12 protein-coding genes are annotated in these 19,153 nt (G+C 39.5%); 3 read left to right on the top strand and 9 right to left on the bottom strand.

What is annotated here, in order from left to right; translation table 11 throughout:
- Window positions 1–37: 37 nt before the first annotated feature.
- The 8 genes from AC1M9I_RS06970 to AC1M9I_RS06935 form a co-directional block, all read right to left on the bottom strand.
- Window positions 38–1,405, bottom strand: a complete 1,368-nt coding sequence (locus AC1M9I_RS06970; protein ID WP_481610854.1) for an AAA family ATPase — start codon at window positions 1,403–1,405, stop codon at window positions 38–40.
- 27 nt (window positions 1,406–1,432) lie between these two features.
- On the bottom strand, window positions 1,433–2,926 hold the full coding sequence (locus tag AC1M9I_RS06965) for a UvrD-helicase domain-containing protein (protein WP_481610853.1): 1,494 nt from the start codon (window positions 2,924–2,926) through the stop codon (window positions 1,433–1,435).
- Between the two features lie 164 nt (window positions 2,927–3,090).
- Window positions 3,091–3,873: a bifunctional phosphoribosyl-AMP cyclohydrolase/phosphoribosyl-ATP diphosphatase HisIE gene (gene hisIE, locus AC1M9I_RS06960; protein ID WP_092767251.1), complete on the bottom strand. Its 783-nt coding sequence runs from the start codon at window positions 3,871–3,873 to the stop codon at window positions 3,091–3,093.
- Between the two features lie 91 nt (window positions 3,874–3,964).
- Window positions 3,965–5,050 (bottom strand): patatin-like phospholipase domain-containing protein, encoded by a 1,086-nt coding sequence (locus tag AC1M9I_RS06955; RefSeq protein ID WP_481593255.1) that lies wholly within the window; start codon window positions 5,048–5,050, stop codon window positions 3,965–3,967.
- Window positions 5,051–5,108: 58 nt separating this feature from the next.
- On the bottom strand, window positions 5,109–6,728 hold the full coding sequence (locus tag AC1M9I_RS06950; protein WP_481593256.1) for an ABC1 kinase family protein: 1,620 nt from the start codon (window positions 6,726–6,728) through the stop codon (window positions 5,109–5,111).
- A gap of 19 nt (window positions 6,729–6,747) precedes the next feature.
- Window positions 6,748–7,404 (bottom strand): ubiquinone biosynthesis accessory factor UbiJ, encoded by a 657-nt coding sequence (locus tag AC1M9I_RS06945; RefSeq protein ID WP_092767245.1) that lies wholly within the window; start codon window positions 7,402–7,404, stop codon window positions 6,748–6,750.
- A gap of 19 nt (window positions 7,405–7,423) precedes the next feature.
- Window positions 7,424–8,368: a bifunctional demethylmenaquinone methyltransferase/2-methoxy-6-polyprenyl-1,4-benzoquinol methylase UbiE gene (gene ubiE, locus AC1M9I_RS06940; protein WP_481593257.1), complete on the bottom strand. Its 945-nt coding sequence runs from the start codon at window positions 8,366–8,368 to the stop codon at window positions 7,424–7,426.
- 224 nt (window positions 8,369–8,592) lie between these two features.
- A complete protein-coding gene (locus AC1M9I_RS06935) occupies window positions 8,593–9,303 on the bottom strand; it encodes a DUF8198 family protein (RefSeq protein WP_481594758.1) in 711 nt (236 codons plus the stop codon).
- Between the two features lie 195 nt (window positions 9,304–9,498).
- Between AC1M9I_RS06935 and pap the strand changes: the two genes are divergently transcribed.
- The gene (pap, locus tag AC1M9I_RS06930; RefSeq protein WP_481593259.1) at window positions 9,499–10,953 is read left to right on the top strand and encodes a polyphosphate:AMP phosphotransferase; all 1,455 of its coding nucleotides are present in this window, start codon (window positions 9,499–9,501) and stop codon (window positions 10,951–10,953) included.
- A 64-nt stretch (window positions 10,954–11,017) separates the two neighbouring features.
- Here the strand turns inward: pap and AC1M9I_RS06925 are convergent, their stop codons facing one another.
- Complete coding sequence (locus AC1M9I_RS06925; RefSeq protein WP_092767239.1) at window positions 11,018–11,530, bottom strand: hypothetical protein; 513 nt, start codon at window positions 11,528–11,530, stop codon at window positions 11,018–11,020.
- 187 nt (window positions 11,531–11,717) lie between these two features.
- Between AC1M9I_RS06925 and AC1M9I_RS06920 the strand changes: the two genes are divergently transcribed.
- The gene (locus AC1M9I_RS06920; protein WP_481610852.1) at window positions 11,718–15,386 is read left to right on the top strand and encodes an exodeoxyribonuclease V subunit gamma; all 3,669 of its coding nucleotides are present in this window, start codon (window positions 11,718–11,720) and stop codon (window positions 15,384–15,386) included.
- Complete coding sequence (locus AC1M9I_RS06915; RefSeq protein WP_481610851.1) at window positions 15,383–19,102, top strand: UvrD-helicase domain-containing protein; 3,720 nt, start codon at window positions 15,383–15,385, stop codon at window positions 19,100–19,102. Before AC1M9I_RS06920 ends, AC1M9I_RS06915 begins: the two co-directional genes overlap by 4 nt.
- Window positions 19,103–19,153 lie beyond the last annotated feature (51 nt).

The raw sequence follows: 19,153 nt of genomic DNA, 5'->3' as shown, positions 1-19,153 counted from the left end.
TGAGTCATACCCGATTAATTCATCTAATTCCAATCAATTAGGGTGATGAAATACTTGATAAATCTCCAGCTTGGAGATACTCAATAAAGCGCTGTTTTTCTGACACTGATAAATTTTTGAAGTATTCAAACAAACGCAAGCCATCAAGCGTATCAGTAGATCGACTCACTTCAGTGATTTGATCATTTTGTAAATCATTAGCCATGAGTTGAGCAAATAGTTCATCATATTGTTCCCTGATTTGGTTTTGTTCTACTTCAACAATTTTTCGATTTTCTAACTTAAAATGTTGTACATCTACTTCATTGTTTAAAATCAATTCAGAGCATGCAGATGCGATAATTTGAATTTGTGGGAATGCTTCATGCAAACGGCTGAGTACGTTTTGCACAAAATCTTCATCTACTTGAGCATCAATATTGTCAATTAATAGAATGCCTTCACCATCAAGGCATGGGTCAATACTATGAGGATTCAGGAGACAAAGTCGTCTGACAATATCACCTACTAAACACAACCATTGACGATACGAATTAGATAATTGCGAAAAAGGAATTTCTTGACCATTTTGTACCAGCATCAATTGGATCTTGGGCGTGTATTCAATATAAATGTCACTGATCGATGGGAATAATGTCTGGATGGCTTTCTTGAGTGCTTTGAGTGATGGTAGTTGCATCTCTGCTTCAAGATTCAATAATTTTGCAACTAAATCCTCTTGGTCATGATGAGAGGATAATTTTTGATTGGTTTGAATTTTTTGAAAAACTTGTGCTAATCGTGCATTTTCGATGTCGCTAATTTCACGAAACCATTCGAAGAACCGAGCAAAGGTTGTATAAGGGAGTGCTGCAAGTTCATAGGCTGCGTGTGTTTGTAATACAGCAGGATTATTTTTGCTTAGCAAATTCATTTCGTTGATAAAGCGATCAGAAGGATAGTAGGCCACCATAGGCATGCCTTGAGCAGGATCTTGTTTGATCGCTTGTTGATAAAGATGAACGAGTGATTCTAATTGAGTCGTTAGCGCTTTACTATGACCTACACCTTTACTGGTTAATGTTTTATAGAGTTGCCATTCGCACAAACCCTCTTCATTGTGTTGCACGGTCGCAGCCTGTTCAATAGATCCAATATCAGTGGGATATTGAACACAAATATCTATTTTGGCTTGAATGTGTTTGTGCTTAATATCCGAATCAAGCATGACTACACCAGCAGTTCTTAAATCTTTGGCACGTGCAGCAAACCATGTTAAAGCTTGATAAATATTTTTAATAATCGCAGTTTTACCAGAGGCCTGATCACCTAAAATAATAGATATTGGTCGTTGAGTTGGATCAAATTTAATTTTTATATCTGAAAAATGATAACAGTGACGTAACTGAATAGATTGAACTTTCATATTTTGCCTGCAACTTATCGTAGGGGATTATGCTGTTGCTTTCGTTTTAATCGTGGATTTAAGTTTGAGTTGTTGTATTAAATCATAAATATGATGAATATTTAAGCTGCTTTTTGCTCGTGTACATGCAACATAAAGTAAACGTAATTCTTCATCGCTAATTTTATGTTCTAGTCCATTAATTTTAAATTGGTAATCATCTTCTAAATGCACGCGATTCCACTCTAAACCTTTGGCTTTATGAGCGGTTGAGATTACATAGTCCGCTTGTTCAATGGGTGTGATTTTGGCAAGTGCTCGTTTGAGTGGGTCTGTACCATGTTCATCGACCAATTTAACCAAAGGCTTGATATCACTACCATCATTTGTTTCACAATATTCATGCACATCATGCCAAGAGTTGAACCAAGCTAACTCAGGAACGTCCGTTACTCTTTTACCTTGTTTAAGTAAGCTTGCAGCGTCAACAAAGCGATTTAATTTCGCATGATCGGCTTGCAGGCTCACTTTGTCTCCTTGAACTAATCCTGAGAGTAAAAGTTCCATCGCGCGTGCGTTAGTACGGCATAAAATCGCATCTCGCATTTTGGTATGAGGCTTGTTGACGACTTTTGATTGGAGTTCGGGATTGCCAATCAATGGAACAGTCTCATTGAGTGCGCCTAATAAGTGATTAGCAACTTCAGCAATATCATCACCAAAACGGAATGAAGTGGTTAGGCGCGATTCGGGTAAAGGCATTTGTTGCATCGCATTGACTGCCCCACGCCATGCATAAATTTGTTGATGTGCATCGCCGACATAGATGACTTGCGTACTTTTTTGTTTGAGTAAAATCCCCAGCATTAGGGGGTCAGCATCCTGTGCTTCATCAAACAATACATAGTCTGCGGGTATAAAAGGATCTGATAAAGCCCATAATTTGAGATAGATGTCATGCCCAATGCCAGCCTGATGATTAGGGTCGATTGATTCTAACCAACGACGTTCGACTGCAGGATAAAGGTGTTGCTGTAATACCGTAATATCGTCAGCATGTAGCCAACTTGGTGCTTGAATATGGCGGGGTGCAGGATATTGCGAGCTTGTTGAACAGAAATAACTGACAGCATTTGCAACTAAGCCCGCCAAACGACTAGGCATAAGCGCATATTTTTCGTAACGCCCCCCCATGAGTCGGCGTAATGTGATGGGTTGCAAACGGTATTCTTTGGCAATAAAGCTCGGGCTCAAGCGTGGGAGTCTAAGTTTATCTGTAACTCCACGTGGAACGCTTCGAAATGCTAAAGAGTGGAATGTACGACAATCCACGCGCTGATGAAATTTTTGTTGAGCCTCGCTGGCAATCGCTTTGTTAAAGGCAAGATACATACCGCGACGCTGTTGCATCGCATCACTGACTAATTTAAGCGTTGTTGTTTTACCTGTACCTGCATAGGCAATCACTTTGAAGGATTGACCAGATTGCGCTTGTTGAATCGCAATTTCTTGTTCTAAGGTAGGTTTGACAATGACAGACACAGGTTGATAAATCTTCAATGGTTTTAAAAATGATCAGTGAGTATAGCAAGAATTTACAAAGGGGAGAGTTCAATCTTCTTCTTTTTGGATGGGGAGTCTTCGGCGACTTAAAAAGCCGAATTAAATAAAAAAGCCATGTTTGAACATGGCTTTATAAGAGTAAATTAATGCGTGCGATTCGCTTTTTCAACAAGTCCTGACAGACCCTGACGTCGTGCAAGCTCATTTAAAACGAGTTGAATATCAAGATCGAAGTAACCCAGCATCACTATGGTATGGAACCAAACATCAGCAACTTCATAAATTAAATCATTTTGGTGATCCAGCGTCGCTTCTTGTTTGAAATCTTTAGCAGCAATTACCGTTTCAAAACTTTCTTCACCAATTTTTTCTAGTATTTTATTGAGACCTTTATGATAAAGCTTTGCCACATAAGAAGAGTCAGGATCTGCAGATTTACGTTCTGCCATCATTTGACCAAGATAATGTAATACATCGACTTGCTCAGCTTGAGCTGTTGATGCATTCATTACTTTACTATGTGCATTCTCAGACTTTTCGCCATAAATTTGGTTCGGATCTTTCAATTGAGCGTCTACAATTTCCCAACCGTTTGATGTTAAGCGGCGATAAAAACATGATTCACGTCCTGTATGGCAAGCAATGCCACCATGTTGCTCAATTTGAAGAACGATCACATCAGCATCACAATCTAAACGAATTTCATGGACAGTTTGGAAGTGACCTGATTCTTCGCCTTTATGCCACAATTTGCTGCGTGAACGAGAGTAGTAAACAGCTTGATTTTTTTCTGCTGTAAGTGCCAAAGACTCACGATTCATCCAAGCCACCATCAACACTCGACCTGTTTGATGATGCTGAGCAATGGCAGGGATTAAACCTTGTTCGTTAAATTTTACTTCATCGAGCCATTGCGTATTGTTCATAAGGATTTCACCAGAATTAAATGAGACACTACAAAATTGTAGGTCATTAGTTTAAGCGAATAAATCTTTGTAGGGGAGAGTAGAAATTAATTTATTTAAGATCTTGCATGTATTCTTCAAAGTTTTGCTTATGGATCATTTCTAGGAATGCATCCCCTAATCGTTGACTTTCAGCTACAGACTGTTTCCAAAGCTCGATTCGTTTTTTTTGATCAAGCCCTTTCAGTGTGAAATCTTTGCGATCAGGAAGACGTCCTAAAGGAAGTGATCTTAAATAAGACTCAGAGGGTGAAATCAATACGGTTCGTGCTTGATATTCAGCATTAGATCTACGTTTTTTGAGGAACTTATCGAACCAACCTGGTGTTATTTGATCTGTAAAATGAGGGTAGAGGACAATCCCATTACTCGGTAAAGGTAGATCAATATGATAATCGATTAGCCCGCCATCACGATAAGCAGCGACATCTGCACCTTCGATATTTCTGACCGCCGGCATCACAAATGGAATGGATGCAGATGCCATTAACCAATCTTCTAAATTTTTTTCAGTCAACGCATAATCAAGGTGTTCGAATTCATTTTTGATGAGTGAAAGTCGTGAAGCGTTGTGTGGTTGAGCAATTGTACGTTGCATGAAGTGCCCAATTTTAGCTCTCGAAAAAGTATTGAGACCTATAATGCCAGCGACTGCGCGGGCAAGCATAAGAGGATGATCGCTTTGAAATTTTTTCGATGACTTTACTGCCAAAATAGCCAGATGGTAGTCGGGATGATCAATAATTGGATTAGTTTTACCTTGAAGGAGGGCTTTAAGCATGCCGCGACAGACGTCTCCAACTTCAATAATATTCATCTTAGGTCGAAATTCAAGATGGGTATATAAGTCTGCTAATTTGGATGTGCCTGCTTGTGCACCATGCGCTGCAATACTTGCAAAACGCCAACTCCCAATGGATGAGCCTATTAAAGTTCGCTTTTTCGGTGCTTGAGCAAAGAACTCACCAAAAACAGCTTGGTCCAATCCTTGAATTCCAATACCTTTGGGACCACCTGCTGCTCCAGGAACAAAATCAACCGCACTGGCTTGTAGACCTTGTTCTTGAATGATCTGTTTTGCTTTATAACCTACATGAATATTCAAGCAAGGTTGAGTGGTCTTGAGGATATGTGTCATAAGCAATTCAGCGACTAAAACCTATTGAAGTAGTAAGTTTTGACATGAGATAGTGAACTTATTTCACCATACGCCACATAGCAATGAAGGATGCTAACACAATTAAAATCATGGAGATGAACCATGGTGCAATCACAGCGATTGAGAGCAAAATTGCGATTACACTTCCGAAAATCCAACTACGCTTTTGCTGATGTTCCATTTGCAAGCGCAGCGTTTGAAGTTCATTCAATTGTTTAGCATGCCATGCTGACTGATTTTTTAAACCGTTAAGACTGTCAATCAGTAAAGTTGGTAAATCCTGAGCACCTAATAATAAGTCGGGAATTTTTTGTCCTAATTCTTTAATATTTTTTTGAGGATTCATTTGGGCTTTAACCCAATCCGTTAGAATTGGCTTTGCTAACTTCCAAATATCTAATTCAGGATAAAGGTCTGTACCTAAGCCTTCAACATGTACTAAGGTTTTAAGCAATAACATCAGTTGTGGTGGAATTTCTAGATGAAAACGTCGAGCGATGTCCATCACTTGGATCAATATGCCTGCGAAATCTAACTCATGCATCGGTTTCGAAACCATAGGTCCTACTGTACGACGCATTTCACGTGCTAAAGCATCTTGATCCGTGCCTGGTGGAATCCAACCTGCTTGATGCACAATCTGAATCAATTGCATGAAATCACTGTTCATGACTGCTAGCAACATACGTGCTATCGTCATTTGATCGTGCTTGGAAAGCTCGCCCATGATGGCGCAATCGAGCGCAATAAATCTTGGATTTTGCGGATTAATCGTTTCTACGAAAACATTACCCGGATGCATATCTGCATGGAAAAAATTATCGCGAAACACTTGAGTAAAGAAGATTGTTAAGCCTTTTTCTGCTAAGTCGGCACGATTCATTCCTAAACGATCAAAGGTCGCAGTATCTGAGATAGGCACACCAGTGATACGCTCTGCCACCATTACATCCGGACTATCCATATACACTTCAGGCACATACATCATACTTGAGCCAGTAAAATAATGGCGCATACGTCGTGTATTTTCGGCTTCAAGAGTCAAGTCGAGTTCATTTAAAATGATTTGACGATAATCTTGAATAATTTCTGATAGATGTAAAGCACGGGCAGCTTCTAGCCTTTTTTCTAAATAGTGACCAAGCCATTCTAAAATTTCAAAATCTTGAATAATTTGAGCACGTATATTCGGGCGAGTTACTTTCACGACAACTTCACGACCATCGTGAAGAGCAGCGGTATGTACTTGAGCAATTGAAGCAGCAGCTAGCGGCTTATCATCGAAGCGCGTAAATAATGTGGAAACATCTGCTTTAAGCGAATCTTGAATTCTTTGCTTAGCCACTCCAAAATCGAAAGGTTTAACACGATCTTGTAATAACACCAATTGTTGTAATATTTCTGGTGGAATTAGATCGCGACGCGTAGAGAGGAGCTGCCCTAATTTAATTGCGAGTGGCCCCATTTCTTCTAAAGCTTCTTTAAGCTTTAAAGGATTTTTACGTTCTCGACTAGAAAGTGCAGCAGGATGCAAACGTATAAGATTCAGCAGGGGGCGAACCTTTGCAGGAATATCTTCCGCAGGAACCAACGTGTCGAGTCTATAGTGCGCAGCTATACGCCAAAGTTCGATTAAACGTCTAATGTGCGGAATCATATATGCAATTACCTGAAATCTACGAAGGGTTAAATTTTGATTTTAAAAGCTGAATTTTTGCTTCTAGTCGATCAATATCTTGATTAAGCTGGCGAGTTCCATGGAGAAGATCGTCCATTTGCCAACGTGGTGCGAATAGTCCGGTATCTTCTTTTAAAAAGTCTTCCGCAAAAAAAAGATGAGATTGAAGTGACTTAATTAAATGTTGTGGTGCTAATTGAACCTTGCCGATTTGACTTGCAAGATTAGGTCCGATCCAATCACTCAACTGTGAAGCGAGATCTGGCTCAGCATTTTGTATAATTTTTTGAATGTCTTGCAGAAGGCGATAGTCACCTTGAACGGGAATATTGCCAATGTCATCTGCTAGAAATAGTTTGCACAGGTCGACCACATTATTAACATGCAATGTGGAATCTGCTTCAGTAATCGTGTGAGCTTGCTCCCAAGGCCGCTGTTCGAAAATAGAGGGTTGAGTGCTATGACCTGTTATTGTTGGTTCTAAACGAATTTTATTTTCATCAAAAAACACATCAACAGAAAGTTGTGGTGTATCAATCACAACACGAAGCATTTTCCCTTGTAATTGGTTAAATTGGATACGAGTAATCGCATCCAAATTAATCCAATGATGTATGGTTTTTTCAACTGCACCCAGTGCTAAGATTGACCACATGACGAAGTGCTACCTGCGGTTAGAGTTTAAAACCACGGTGAACTGCAACAATACCACCTGTTAAATTGTGATAATCGCAGTTTTGGAAGCCCGCATTTTCCATCATGCTTTTCAATGTGCGTTGGTCTGGGTGCATACGAATTGATTCAGCAAGATATTTATAGCTTTCAGCATCATTTGCCACAATTTTACCCATGATTGGTAAAGCAGTGAATGAGTACAAATCATAGAGTTTTGAGAAAGGCTCAAAGACTGGTTTTGAAAACTCTAATACAAGTAAGCGACCACCTGGTTTAAGTACACGATACATTGCTGCAAGCGCTGCATCTTTGTCTGTTACATTGCGCAGACCAAAACTGATGGTGAGTAAATCAAAACTGTTATCTTCGAAAGGCTCGAGGGTTTCAGCATTCGCCAGTACAAAATCAACGTTGGTACAACCCGCGTCGATCAGACGGTCGCGACCTACATTCAGCATGGATTCATTAATATCAGATAATACAACATGCCCAGTAGGACCAACTTCACGGCTAAATACTTTCGCTAAATCACCAGTACCACCAGCGATATCTAAAACGCGTTGCCCACGGCGAACGCCAGACATATTAATGGCAAAACGTTTCCACAAACGATGAATACCAAATGACATTAAGTCATTCATGATGTCGTATTTCGCGGCAACTGAATGGAAAACTTCAGCGACTTTTTGCGCTTTCTCTTCAGAATTTACGGTTTTATAACCGAAGTGTGTCGTTGGTCCAACGTTTCCAGTATTCGCACCACGTGGCAAATTATATTTCGGTACTGAAGAATGTACTGGCGTATCTGTCAGTTGCTCTTGTAGCGATTGTTGCTGGCCTTGAGGTGCGCCAGTTGGTAATGGATCTGTTAAAAAAGGACTCACGTTGTCTTTATTATTTGCCGGCTCAACCCGAGCATGAGGCTGTTGATTTTCATTAGACATTCGAGTCACTCCTGAACACAAATAATATTAAATCTGAATTAAACTGCATAATGACAGATTCTTCAGTTTTTTTCAGTCTAGATTATGCAATTGATATGAATAATATACAGAATTAAAGCGAAGTTTCATCCATGAAATGAGAAGATGTTCTTTTATTTTCGATATTCTGACCAGACGCTTTTACGCTTTTTCGGCTGATCAGAATCTTGGCTGATGAATTTTAATTAAGCGATTTGGAAGGGATTTTCTTTCCCTGAGTGTACATTATTTACAATGATTCGCTCTTTTTCAGTAAAATTCCGAATGAAGGTCGCAGCCGATTTCATTGGTTTCATAGCGACAAAGCCTTCACCAATAAAGTCATACATCAGCTCAAAATTATATTTGCTTGCTGCACCTTTACACATTTTAAACGCTGTGTGCATGATGAATGAACGCATGTATTTGTCCAGACTCAGACCGAGCTCATCCAACAGATTGAGTTGTTCATGGCGCGCTTGCTCTTGATCTAAAGCCACTAAAGTTTCACGCATCATTTCATCAGTAATTGGTTGGTCTTTTGGATAATGTTGGAGTAAATACTGTGCAACTTGTTCATCCAATTGCATCGCCAAGACTGCTAGTCCTACAGATTTTAACCCAGTTTTAATGGCATTTTCTGGAATGATTTTTTCAGCTTTGTGTGCGTATTTTAGTAAACGTTCGATTTGCAATGCTAGGTCATCAAATTCTGGGCCACCATAAAGACGGTTAATAAAATATTGAGCCATCGGCTTATTTTTGTCTTCAGCGAATAACTCAGCATGTGTGTGAAGTATGCGCTGTTTTAGCCAATTTTGAGCATCATTTAACCTTTGTTTAAGTGCCGGATCCTGATGATAATTGAGTTGTTTGTATTGTTCTAAAAGTTGATCTAATGCAGCAAGTTTGGACATGTTCTAGCTCAATTAAAAGGACTGAAAAAAGCATAATAGGTTGGATTGCGCTCGACTATGACTGTTGAAATCTAAAATAAAACCTTTCAGGTCAGTCATGGATGAAAAGACAATTGCAATAAATTGTACCTGAAGATTTAAGTTGATACTGTTCCTTGAGTATACTGTCGAAAATACAATAATTTTGAGTGGGCTATGTCTGAACCAAAACAACAATCTGATAAAAATACTGATCAACCCGAAGATAAGAACAAAACGTTTGATGCAGATCAGATCAATTTGGACTTAATTGAAGCACAATATGCACTCAAAGATACACGCGGTAAGAAAAATGCCAAAAGCTTAGTGGTGCTGGTAAGTGGCATTGAGTTAGCAGGTAAAGGAGAATCGGTTAAGCAATTAAGAGAATGGGTTGATCCACGATATTTGAAAGTCAAAGCTGACCCTCCTCATCTTATTCAGCCAAATATCCCATATTGGCAACCTTATGCACGTTATATTCCTGCTGAAGGGCAAATGATCGTCATGTTTGGGAATTGGTATAGTGATCTCTTAGCCACATCCTTACATGTTTCGAAACCATTTGATGAAACCATGTTCGAAAATTATTTGCAGCAAATGCAAAGTTTTGAGCAGGATTTAAAAAATAATCATGTTGATGTCGTGAAAGTTTGGTTTGATTTATCGTGGAAATCATTACAGAAGCGTTTAGATAAAATTGAACCTTCGGAGCAGCGTTGGCATAAATTGCATGGGCTGGATTGGCGCAATAAAAAACAATATGAAAATGTACAACGATTGCGTCAAAAATTTACCCAAGACTGGGTCATTATCGATTGTGAAGATGAAGTATGTCGTGATCAGCAATTCGCAGAAGTTGTATTAGCGCGACTGAAAGATTTGCCAAATCATCCTCAAAAAATGCGCCAAAAATGGCATCAAGCGGATATCCCAGAAATTTTAACGTCCCCCAATGAAGCAGCACTTGAAAAAGATCAGTATAAGGCTGAACTCAAGAAACTGACCAAGAAGGTCGCTCAAGCATTACGCGCAGAAGGACAAAAAACGGTGATCGTTTTTGAGGGGATGGATGCCGCAGGTAAAGGTGGTGCGATCAAGCGTATTGTGAAAAAGCTCGATCCAAGAGAATATGGGATTTATAACATTTCTGCGCCCGAAAAGTATGAATTGGCCCGGCCTTATCTCTGGCGTTTTTGGAATAAACTGCTTGAAGATGAAAAAATCTCGATTTTCGATCGCTCTTGGTACGGTCGTGTATTGGTGGAAAGAGTTGAAGGTTTTGCAACGGATGTAGCGTGGAAACGTGCATATGATGAGATTAATCGCTTTGAAAAAGATCTAGTAGATACGCAAACAGTCGTTATTAAGTTTTGGTTGGCCATCAGTCAAGAAGAGCAAGCCAATCGTTTCAAAGCACGAGAGGAAACACCGCATAAGCGTTTTAAAATTACGGCTGAAGATTGGCGTAATCGCAAACGTTGGGATGATTATTTATTGGCTGCAGCAGACATGCTCCACCGAACAAATACCGAAGATGCGCCGTGGTATATCATTGCTACCAATGATAAATATACTGCACGCCTTGAGATTTTGAAGGCAATTTTGAAACAATTAAAAGTAGACGCCTAGAACTGGTGAGAGGTATAAATAAAGCCCTGTAAGGGCTTTATTTATACGTCTAAGGTTTTATGTGTTAAGCGTATTTCACAACATTTGCTTGTTGTTTTTGTTGAATGCTTTTGGCAAGTTTATAGCTTTCTTCAACATGAGCCTCAGCCACTTTTTTCATGACAATATAACCCAAGCTAGCTGCAATAATTGAACCGCCCAATGGAATAAACTTAGTTACTTGCTTGGTCAACACTTTGGCTGCCATATTGTTCAGCGAAGCTTTAGCGGCAGTACGAGCCACGACTAGACCAGAAAACTCGAAACCGCGTTTGCGTAGTTCGTTCCAATGGATTTTTTTGGTTTGAGGATCAAAAACGCTGATTTGTTCAGGAGCTAAGCCAAAGCGAGCATTAATTTCTGGAATTAAAATTGACAACATACCTACGTCAATCACAACATCTAAAAAGGGCACAGGAATGACAGCAACACCTGCTGAAACATAAGAGCGTTTTTTGACGAGATCAAGACATTCATCTCGAATTTGTTCTAAATTTAAATTTGGGTCGATTGTTTCTGGAATTTTATCAATTTTCATTTATTTATCACCTAATCAAAGTCTATGGTTCTCGATCCATCACATGATGAACATAGCGCGAGATGAAAGTTTTATTAAAGTCATAAAGTAAAAGTGACATAGTCAGATTAAGATGTATAGTAATTTATGTTTATGATTTTGTTCACACAACTTCATAACGTGTTCGTTGTATGGTGAAAGGGACCTTATGGGAATTCATGTAATTCAAAGTCAGCGCATTGAAGTTTTGGTACAAGGCATCATCACGACTCAAAAGCGTCCCACGAACAACCCATTTGCAGTCCTACAGCAACAACATTTTGTGGTGCCTTCTGCGGCAATGCAAGAGTGGTTAACCCAACGGTTATCTGAGCACCAAGGCATCAGTGCAAATACATTTTTCCATCAACGTATTCGTGGCTTTCAATGGTATGCCTACCAGCAAATTTTGAGTGACAAAGATAAAGTACGTAAAGCGAATATTCCACGTCTGATTATGAAGTGGCGTATTTTCCAAGCACTCAAACCTTTTATACAGCGTGCGCATAATCAGCTTGAGGTTGAACATCCTTTATTCCCATTAATCACACGTATCTATGACAGCGCAGCACGTATTGAACAGTCAAATGAACAATATCGAAAAAAAATGAGCATGTTGTATTGGGTGTCTGATCAAGTGTCAAAATTGTTCAGCAATTACATGATTTATCGAGCAGATTGTCGCCGAGCATGTGAATATGATTGTCGTTGTCCTGAAAATTGGATTCAGGTATGGGGGCGTAATGAAGCACTCAATATTGAACAACAATTACAATATTTAAACGATCAAGCTTCCAGTTTTAAATTTTCGCAGGCACAACAATTAGAGGCTTGGCAACGTTGGTTATGGCTCAATATTTTTCATGAAGACTTTGTTGAAATGCAAAGTATTGATCATGATTTTTGGGCTGTACTTCGTGATGAACAGCAACAGAAAATAGCCCTCAAAAAACTACCACAGCAACTGATCGTTTTTACACTCTTGGATTTACCACCAAGTCAATTACAGTTTTTGCGCCGTTTGGGTCAGTACATTGATGTGTTGATTTTGCATTACAATCCCTCACAAGAATATTGGGCGGATAGTGTCGATCCGAATTGGAAAAAACAATATGACTTAAAGCTTAAAGAGCGATATATCGAAAAGTTTCAGCAAAAGCATCAAAGAAAACCAGCTGATAATGAAATTGAGCAGTTTTTTGAGAATTTTAGTCTGAGCTTTAATGGGCTGGCACGTGAGTCCAGACATCCCTTATTAACACGAATGGGCAAGCAGGCACGTGATCACTTTTCTCTGTTGTCTAACCTTTCCTCTGGTGATGAGGGGCAATGGATAGATGCTTTTGTGGATGAAGCACCGCAGCATTTACTGAGCCAATTGCAATCAGATATTTTACATTTGGTTGAACCTCAAGCTCAAAGTTATGTATTAGATCCAGCAGACGATTCAATCCACATTCATGTTTGTCATTCCGCTGTACGACAGCTTGAAGTCTTAAAAGATCAATTGACCCGATGGCTTGCTCAGTCAACAGCAGAAGCACCACGCCGTCCGAGTGATATTTTAGTTCTTGCGCCTGATCTGAAACAAATTGAGCCTTTGATACGGAGTGTGTTTCCGCAAAAAAATACTGCAACAGGTGTTTATCTGCCAGTAAAGCTAGCTGGTATCACGCAGTTAGATACAGTATTGGCATGGCGTTCAGTGTTAGGGCGAATTGAACTGATACAAAGTCGATTTACCATTGATGATTTTGCTGATTGGTTGAACTTAGCAGCGACCCAAGTGAGATATTGCTTAGACATTAATGGTACTGAGCGCATCTTATTTTTGTTAAGACAAGCGGGATTTCGACGAGGTTTGGATAAACAACATCTGCAAAAAACATTGGCGGAGTATGATCAAGACTATCGGTTTAGTTTTAAGTATGCCTTAGATCGTTTGGCGCTGGGTGTGGCTGTTCCAGTTCATGCGATGTTTCAGGAGACCTTAAGTTCTCATCTAGTGGGCTCGGGTGATTTTCACTTAATCGCCACGCTCATTGAAATATATAAGCACTTTACAGAGCGTCGAGATTGGCTCACGACGATTGAAATCGAAAGTGAACAAGAGACGTCAGAGCATGTTGAATTTTGGCTCAATCGTTTAATTTTAGAAGTTAATGAGTTTGAAAGCGCTGGTGTAAGCTCGTTAGAGATGATTAAAGAGATTATTCAAAAGCAAATAAGAATGCTAACGCTGGCAAATTTCTATGAAGAACATGATCAAGCCATTCTTAAAAACATACGTTTGCCTTTGAGCTATATTCTGACTGAAATCCAAAGCACCCTTGAATCGCAACTTGATTATGCATTGCCAACTGGACAAATTACATTTAGTCAAATTGGTTTGATTCGGCCAATACCGTATAAGTTAATCGTCATGATGAATTTAGATGGGGGGAAGTTCCCAAATCGTGAGAGTCATTTACCTTTTGATTTAATGGATTTACTCAAGCCCATGATCGGTGATCGATCACGTTTAGACGATGATCAAGGTGCTTTTTTAGACGCTTTGTTATTGGCCAAAGATAATCTCTGGCTATTCTATAATGGTTTTGATGTAGCCGATGGTGAAGTACGAGATCCATCGAGTAGTGTTCAGGAATTACTCCAACATCTCGCGTGGATCATAAAAACATCAGATCAATCTTCCTCGAATCCTCTCATTGATATTGATGGCATTCAAGTTCATCAGAATTTGAGCACACTCTACACGGTACATCCTTTGCAACCCTTTGATCCTGATGGTTTTCAGCAACAGCATCAGCGCTATGAAGATGAATGGTATGCCGTGGCTTCTAACCTCAATCATCAGGATCAACGTGGTCATAGAGAGGCTTGGATTAATACCACGCTTGAATTGAATCAGGACATCATGGTCTTGGATGCTGAACAATGGATCAAAGATATTTGTTTTCCTGCGCGTCTTTATTTAAAAACCTTAGGCGTATCTAATTTAAAGGATCAGGATTTACCTGAGGTGAATGAGCCGTTGTTATTAGATGGATTGGCGCGATACTCTATTCGTGACTTTTTACAACAGCAGCCAAATGTTTCGAAGCTTCAGACTGAATTACTCAGTGACCAGCTTCCTGTCGGCAAATTACAAGAAGTCAGTTTGAAAATGAGTCTGTTAGAACATCAACAGTTATTAAAAAGGCAAATGTACTATATTGATGAGCCGACCAAAATCACTCAGCGCGTCATAGCAATAGATGATATACAGCTTCAAGTGACCGTTCCTCAAGGGAATGAGATGAGCTGGGTGAGTGTTTCAACATCCAGTGCACGCGCACAACGACGAGCACATGTATGGTTAGAATACTTACTTTGGTTAAGTTATCGAGACTTACCAGATCACCTTGCAACTGAAATGCAGCGCATCCAAATCTTTAGCGATAAAACCATCATGTGTACTGGCCTGACGACGAAACAAGCTCAGGATATGCTTTCCCAATGGATTCAGGCATATAAACAAGCTCAGATAGAGCCTCTCGTTTTACCTGCAGCATTGCTGATGAAACTTGCAGTAGATGGAAAAGCATTAGAATGGGTCACTGATGAAGAGGGTCATCAGCAGTTAAATAACTTCGATAAGCTATTAAATGAATGGAATAAAAGCGATGCCTTTCTGAGTTATAGTTTAAATGACAGTGAAGAAAGTCATTTGCACCGAGATTGGCAGTATATTTTACAGGATTTAGATGCTGAGTACCTATTAAAACAAGCGTGTGGTCAGTTTGCTTATGTCTTATATCAGCCGATATATATGTATCAATCGGAGGCTGAAATATGAGTCAAAAGCCTACAGTCTCGTATCAGCCAATTGTGGATATGCATTTCACTGGATTGCATTGGATTGAGGCTTCTGCGGGGACTGGAAAAACGTATACGCTCTCCAGCCTCATGGTCAGAATTCTATTAGAAGAATATTTACCAAAGCAGATTATTGCGACGACATTTACACGCAAAGCAGCGGCTGAATTGAAAAGTCGAATTCGTGCACGTTTAATCGAGGTACTCGGACTTTTAGAGTCATGTCGTGAGTTAACTCAAGATCAAGTTCAAGCGCGTGCAAAATTAGAATCAGATATTTTATATCAAGTGATTTTAAATCAATTTTCTGGCTTGATTGCATATGCGTGTGCACGTTTAAAACTGGTAATAGATCAGCTTGAAGAGCTCTTTGTTGGGACCTTGGATAGCTTTAGCCAAAAGCTTCTTCGTGAATTTGCATTTGAGAGCGGTAAAATTGAACGAATGCAAATCACCAATGATGCAAAACAATATACGGTTCAGTTAATTCATGATGAATTACGGGCATGGATTCAACAGCAGCCTCAATCAACTGTAGATTATTTGCTGCTTAAGAAAAAAATTAAGTCACAAGATGCTTATATCGATTTAATTGAAACGAGTTTGAATTTTTCCTCTGCTTATTTCAAAGCAGTGCCAGCGCCGACCATAGATGTAGACGCTTTCAGAACTCATGCAGAGCGCTTCATACAGATCGAGCTTGAAACGCTAGATTCATTAACAGACTTTTATGATACTGAAGGGCAGTATTATGCTGTAGTCGCAAAGAAGTGGCGCGATCAAGATAAATTAAAAATTACACTCACGCAGTTGTTGCCTGAATTCCTTGATCAAGTTAAATCCCAAGGCATTGAAGTCATTTTTGCGTCGCATCTCAGCACTCATCTTACTCAGTTGAATGAATTAAGAAAAAAAGTTCTCAATAAATGTCCCGTCGATGTTTTGGCGGCATTTGAGCAACATCCTATTATTGTTGAACTTGCTGAGTTTTTTAAACAGTTTGACAAGCTCAATCAACAACTCGAGCATTTGGAGAGTTATTTACAATATTATTTAGCACAACAAGTAAAACAACGTTTGCCAGAGTTGTTACAGCAAAAATCAGAAACCACATTTTCACAGCAAATTCGAACTTTGGCCGAAGCACTGCAGGGAGCGCAAGGTCAGGAGTTTGCAAAGTACGTTCACGCGCGTTACCCACTTATTTTAGTGGATGAGTTTCAGGATACCAACCAAGATCAAGATGATATGTTGGCGCAGATTTGGAGACATCCAAGTCGTGTGAAGCAGGGTTGTATGATTATGGTGGGAGACCGTAAGCAAGCGATCTACGGTTTCCGCGGTGGAGACATGCTCACGTTCCTAAAAGCATATCAAGATGTTGAAACTAAAGCAGGGCGTTTTTACCAACTTGTGCATAATCATCGCTCAGTGAAACCATTGGTCGAAGTCGTCGATGCTTTGTTTCAACAACAAATGGATTTTGGTGAACAAGTTGAATATACGCCTGTTACAGCAGGTACTCGATCGCATCCATTATTGATCCAATCCGGTTTAGAAAATTATGCTCCGCTTCGTTGGGTTCAAGTAAATGATAAGGAACACGAGTTAGAGCAGGTTGCTTGGAAGATACGGGATTTGCTCAATCAGGCTGCCCAAAGTCAGCTATATTTCAAAAAGCAGGGGCAACGTATTGAACTTCAGGCAGATGATATTGCGGTTTTGTCTCGTAACAATCCTGATTTAGAAAAAGTTCATCATCACTTATTGATGTTAGGCATTCCTGTGAATCGACCTTCACGAAAAAGTGTCTTCAAAAGTGGAATTGCTCGAGATGTTGGTGCAATTTTGGCAGCGATCATGAATCCATTTGATGAAGCTAAATTAAAGAGAGCTTTACTTACACGATTGATGGGTTTTAATTTACATCGCTTTTTGCAACTTCAAATTCAAGCAGATGGCTTAAGTTTATTTATCACGAAATTTGAAGAAATTCGTGAAATGTGGATGGGCCAAGGCTTTTTAACAGCATGGCAAAGTTTCCTCACAGAATTCAAAGTTTGGACAAACTTGGTTGAGCAATTCAGCTATGACAATGAACGCGAAGTGGTCAATCTGCGACACATTTCAGAGTTGTTGAGCCAAAACAGTGATGAGTTAAGAGGTATGCATACCCTTTATCATTGGTATATGCGACAGCTTTCAAATCCGATGGAAAGAGAGTGGGAAATTGAAAGACAATTGAGTAATCAAGCAGGCGTTCAACTTTTAACTATTCACCAATCTAAAGGATTGGAGTTTAAGATTGTATTCTTGCTTGGCGCAGATCGTAAACTGTCAGATCGAAGCGAACTTAACTTTTCAATTCGTGAAGTGCAGGATCATGGAACTGGAAAGTCCGTCGCACAACGTGTCGTGGCGTTAAAGCGTGAAGAATTATTGGAACCATTAGAGGTTGAGCAACATGACCAACGTGCTTTGGCAGAGCATCGACGATTATGGTATGTGGCCTTAACTCGAGCACAACACCGCGTTTATGCAATGATGAGTGATCAAAAAGGGCAATCTATTTATGGTTTGGCGTATTGGCGTGGTCATGGTGCGAACCAATTTCAGCATGCTTTCAGTTTAGATGAGCCATGTTTAGAGAAATGCCCTGAGAAAATAATCGCAAAAAAAGAACATCATACTGTTCAAATGATTGCGCAGAAATATCCTCAAGTCCATTTTTATCCTAGAGCCAAAACCAGTTTTAGTTATCTCGCACAACATTTGAGTCATCAACAAATTAAAGATCGTATGGCGGCTCAAGATATGATCGAACATCATGCGAGTGATGAGGTCAATACTGTGACGCTCGTGACTCCATATCAATTTGAGGATTTGGATCATCAACAACCTTTGAGTTGGATTCGTGCTCATTTTCCGATGGGAACAATAGCTGGAAATTTCCTACATGAAATTTTTGAACATATCGATTTTCAAGATCGCCGAGATTGGACATTAGAAATTCGCCGCCGTTTTAAAAATGCCTATTCAGGTTTATGGGAGCTATTATTCGCTAAATTTCAATCAGATTTTCCTCAACATCATGATGCCGAGCAACATCTTTTAGAAATGATGGCTGAATGGTTAGCAGAGGTTTTAGAGACACCTATTCAACCTGAATTTCGACTCAAACAATTAGTACCTGAAGCACATTTGGCTGAATTTCCATTCTATTTGGCTTTAGCAGACCGAATATTTGGTATTCAGCGTATTCAGCAATTATTTTTAGAGTTTGGGTTTAATATGCCCGAATTCAATGCTGCAAATTCAGCACGTTACCTCAATGGTTCAATTGACTTGGTTTATTATGATGGGATGCGCTATCACATTGCCGACTATAAGAGTAATTATCTCGGAAATCATGTGGAAGACTATTCAGCTCAAGCTATTCAGCTGAGCATGACGCATGCAAGTTATTGGCTACAAGCAGCCCTATATTTGGTGGCATTACATCGCTATTTAAGTATTCATATTGATGACTACAACATCGATCGAGATCTTGGTGGTGCCAGTTATTTATATTTACGTGGGATGAATGGCACTGACCAATATGGATTTAATTATTGGCGTCCTAGTTCAGAATTTATTCTAAGATTAGATGCAATATTGGGCTATTTTGCTGAGGATAAAAACAGCAAAATAGCATGAATATTTAAATGAATTTATTATTAATCATTAATTTATCTTGTGGATAATATT

Source organism: Acinetobacter sp. ANC_7553 (genome assembly GCF_056779895.1).
Note: the sequence above shows the minus strand (reverse complement) of the source record. Positions and strands in the feature narration are given on the sequence as shown.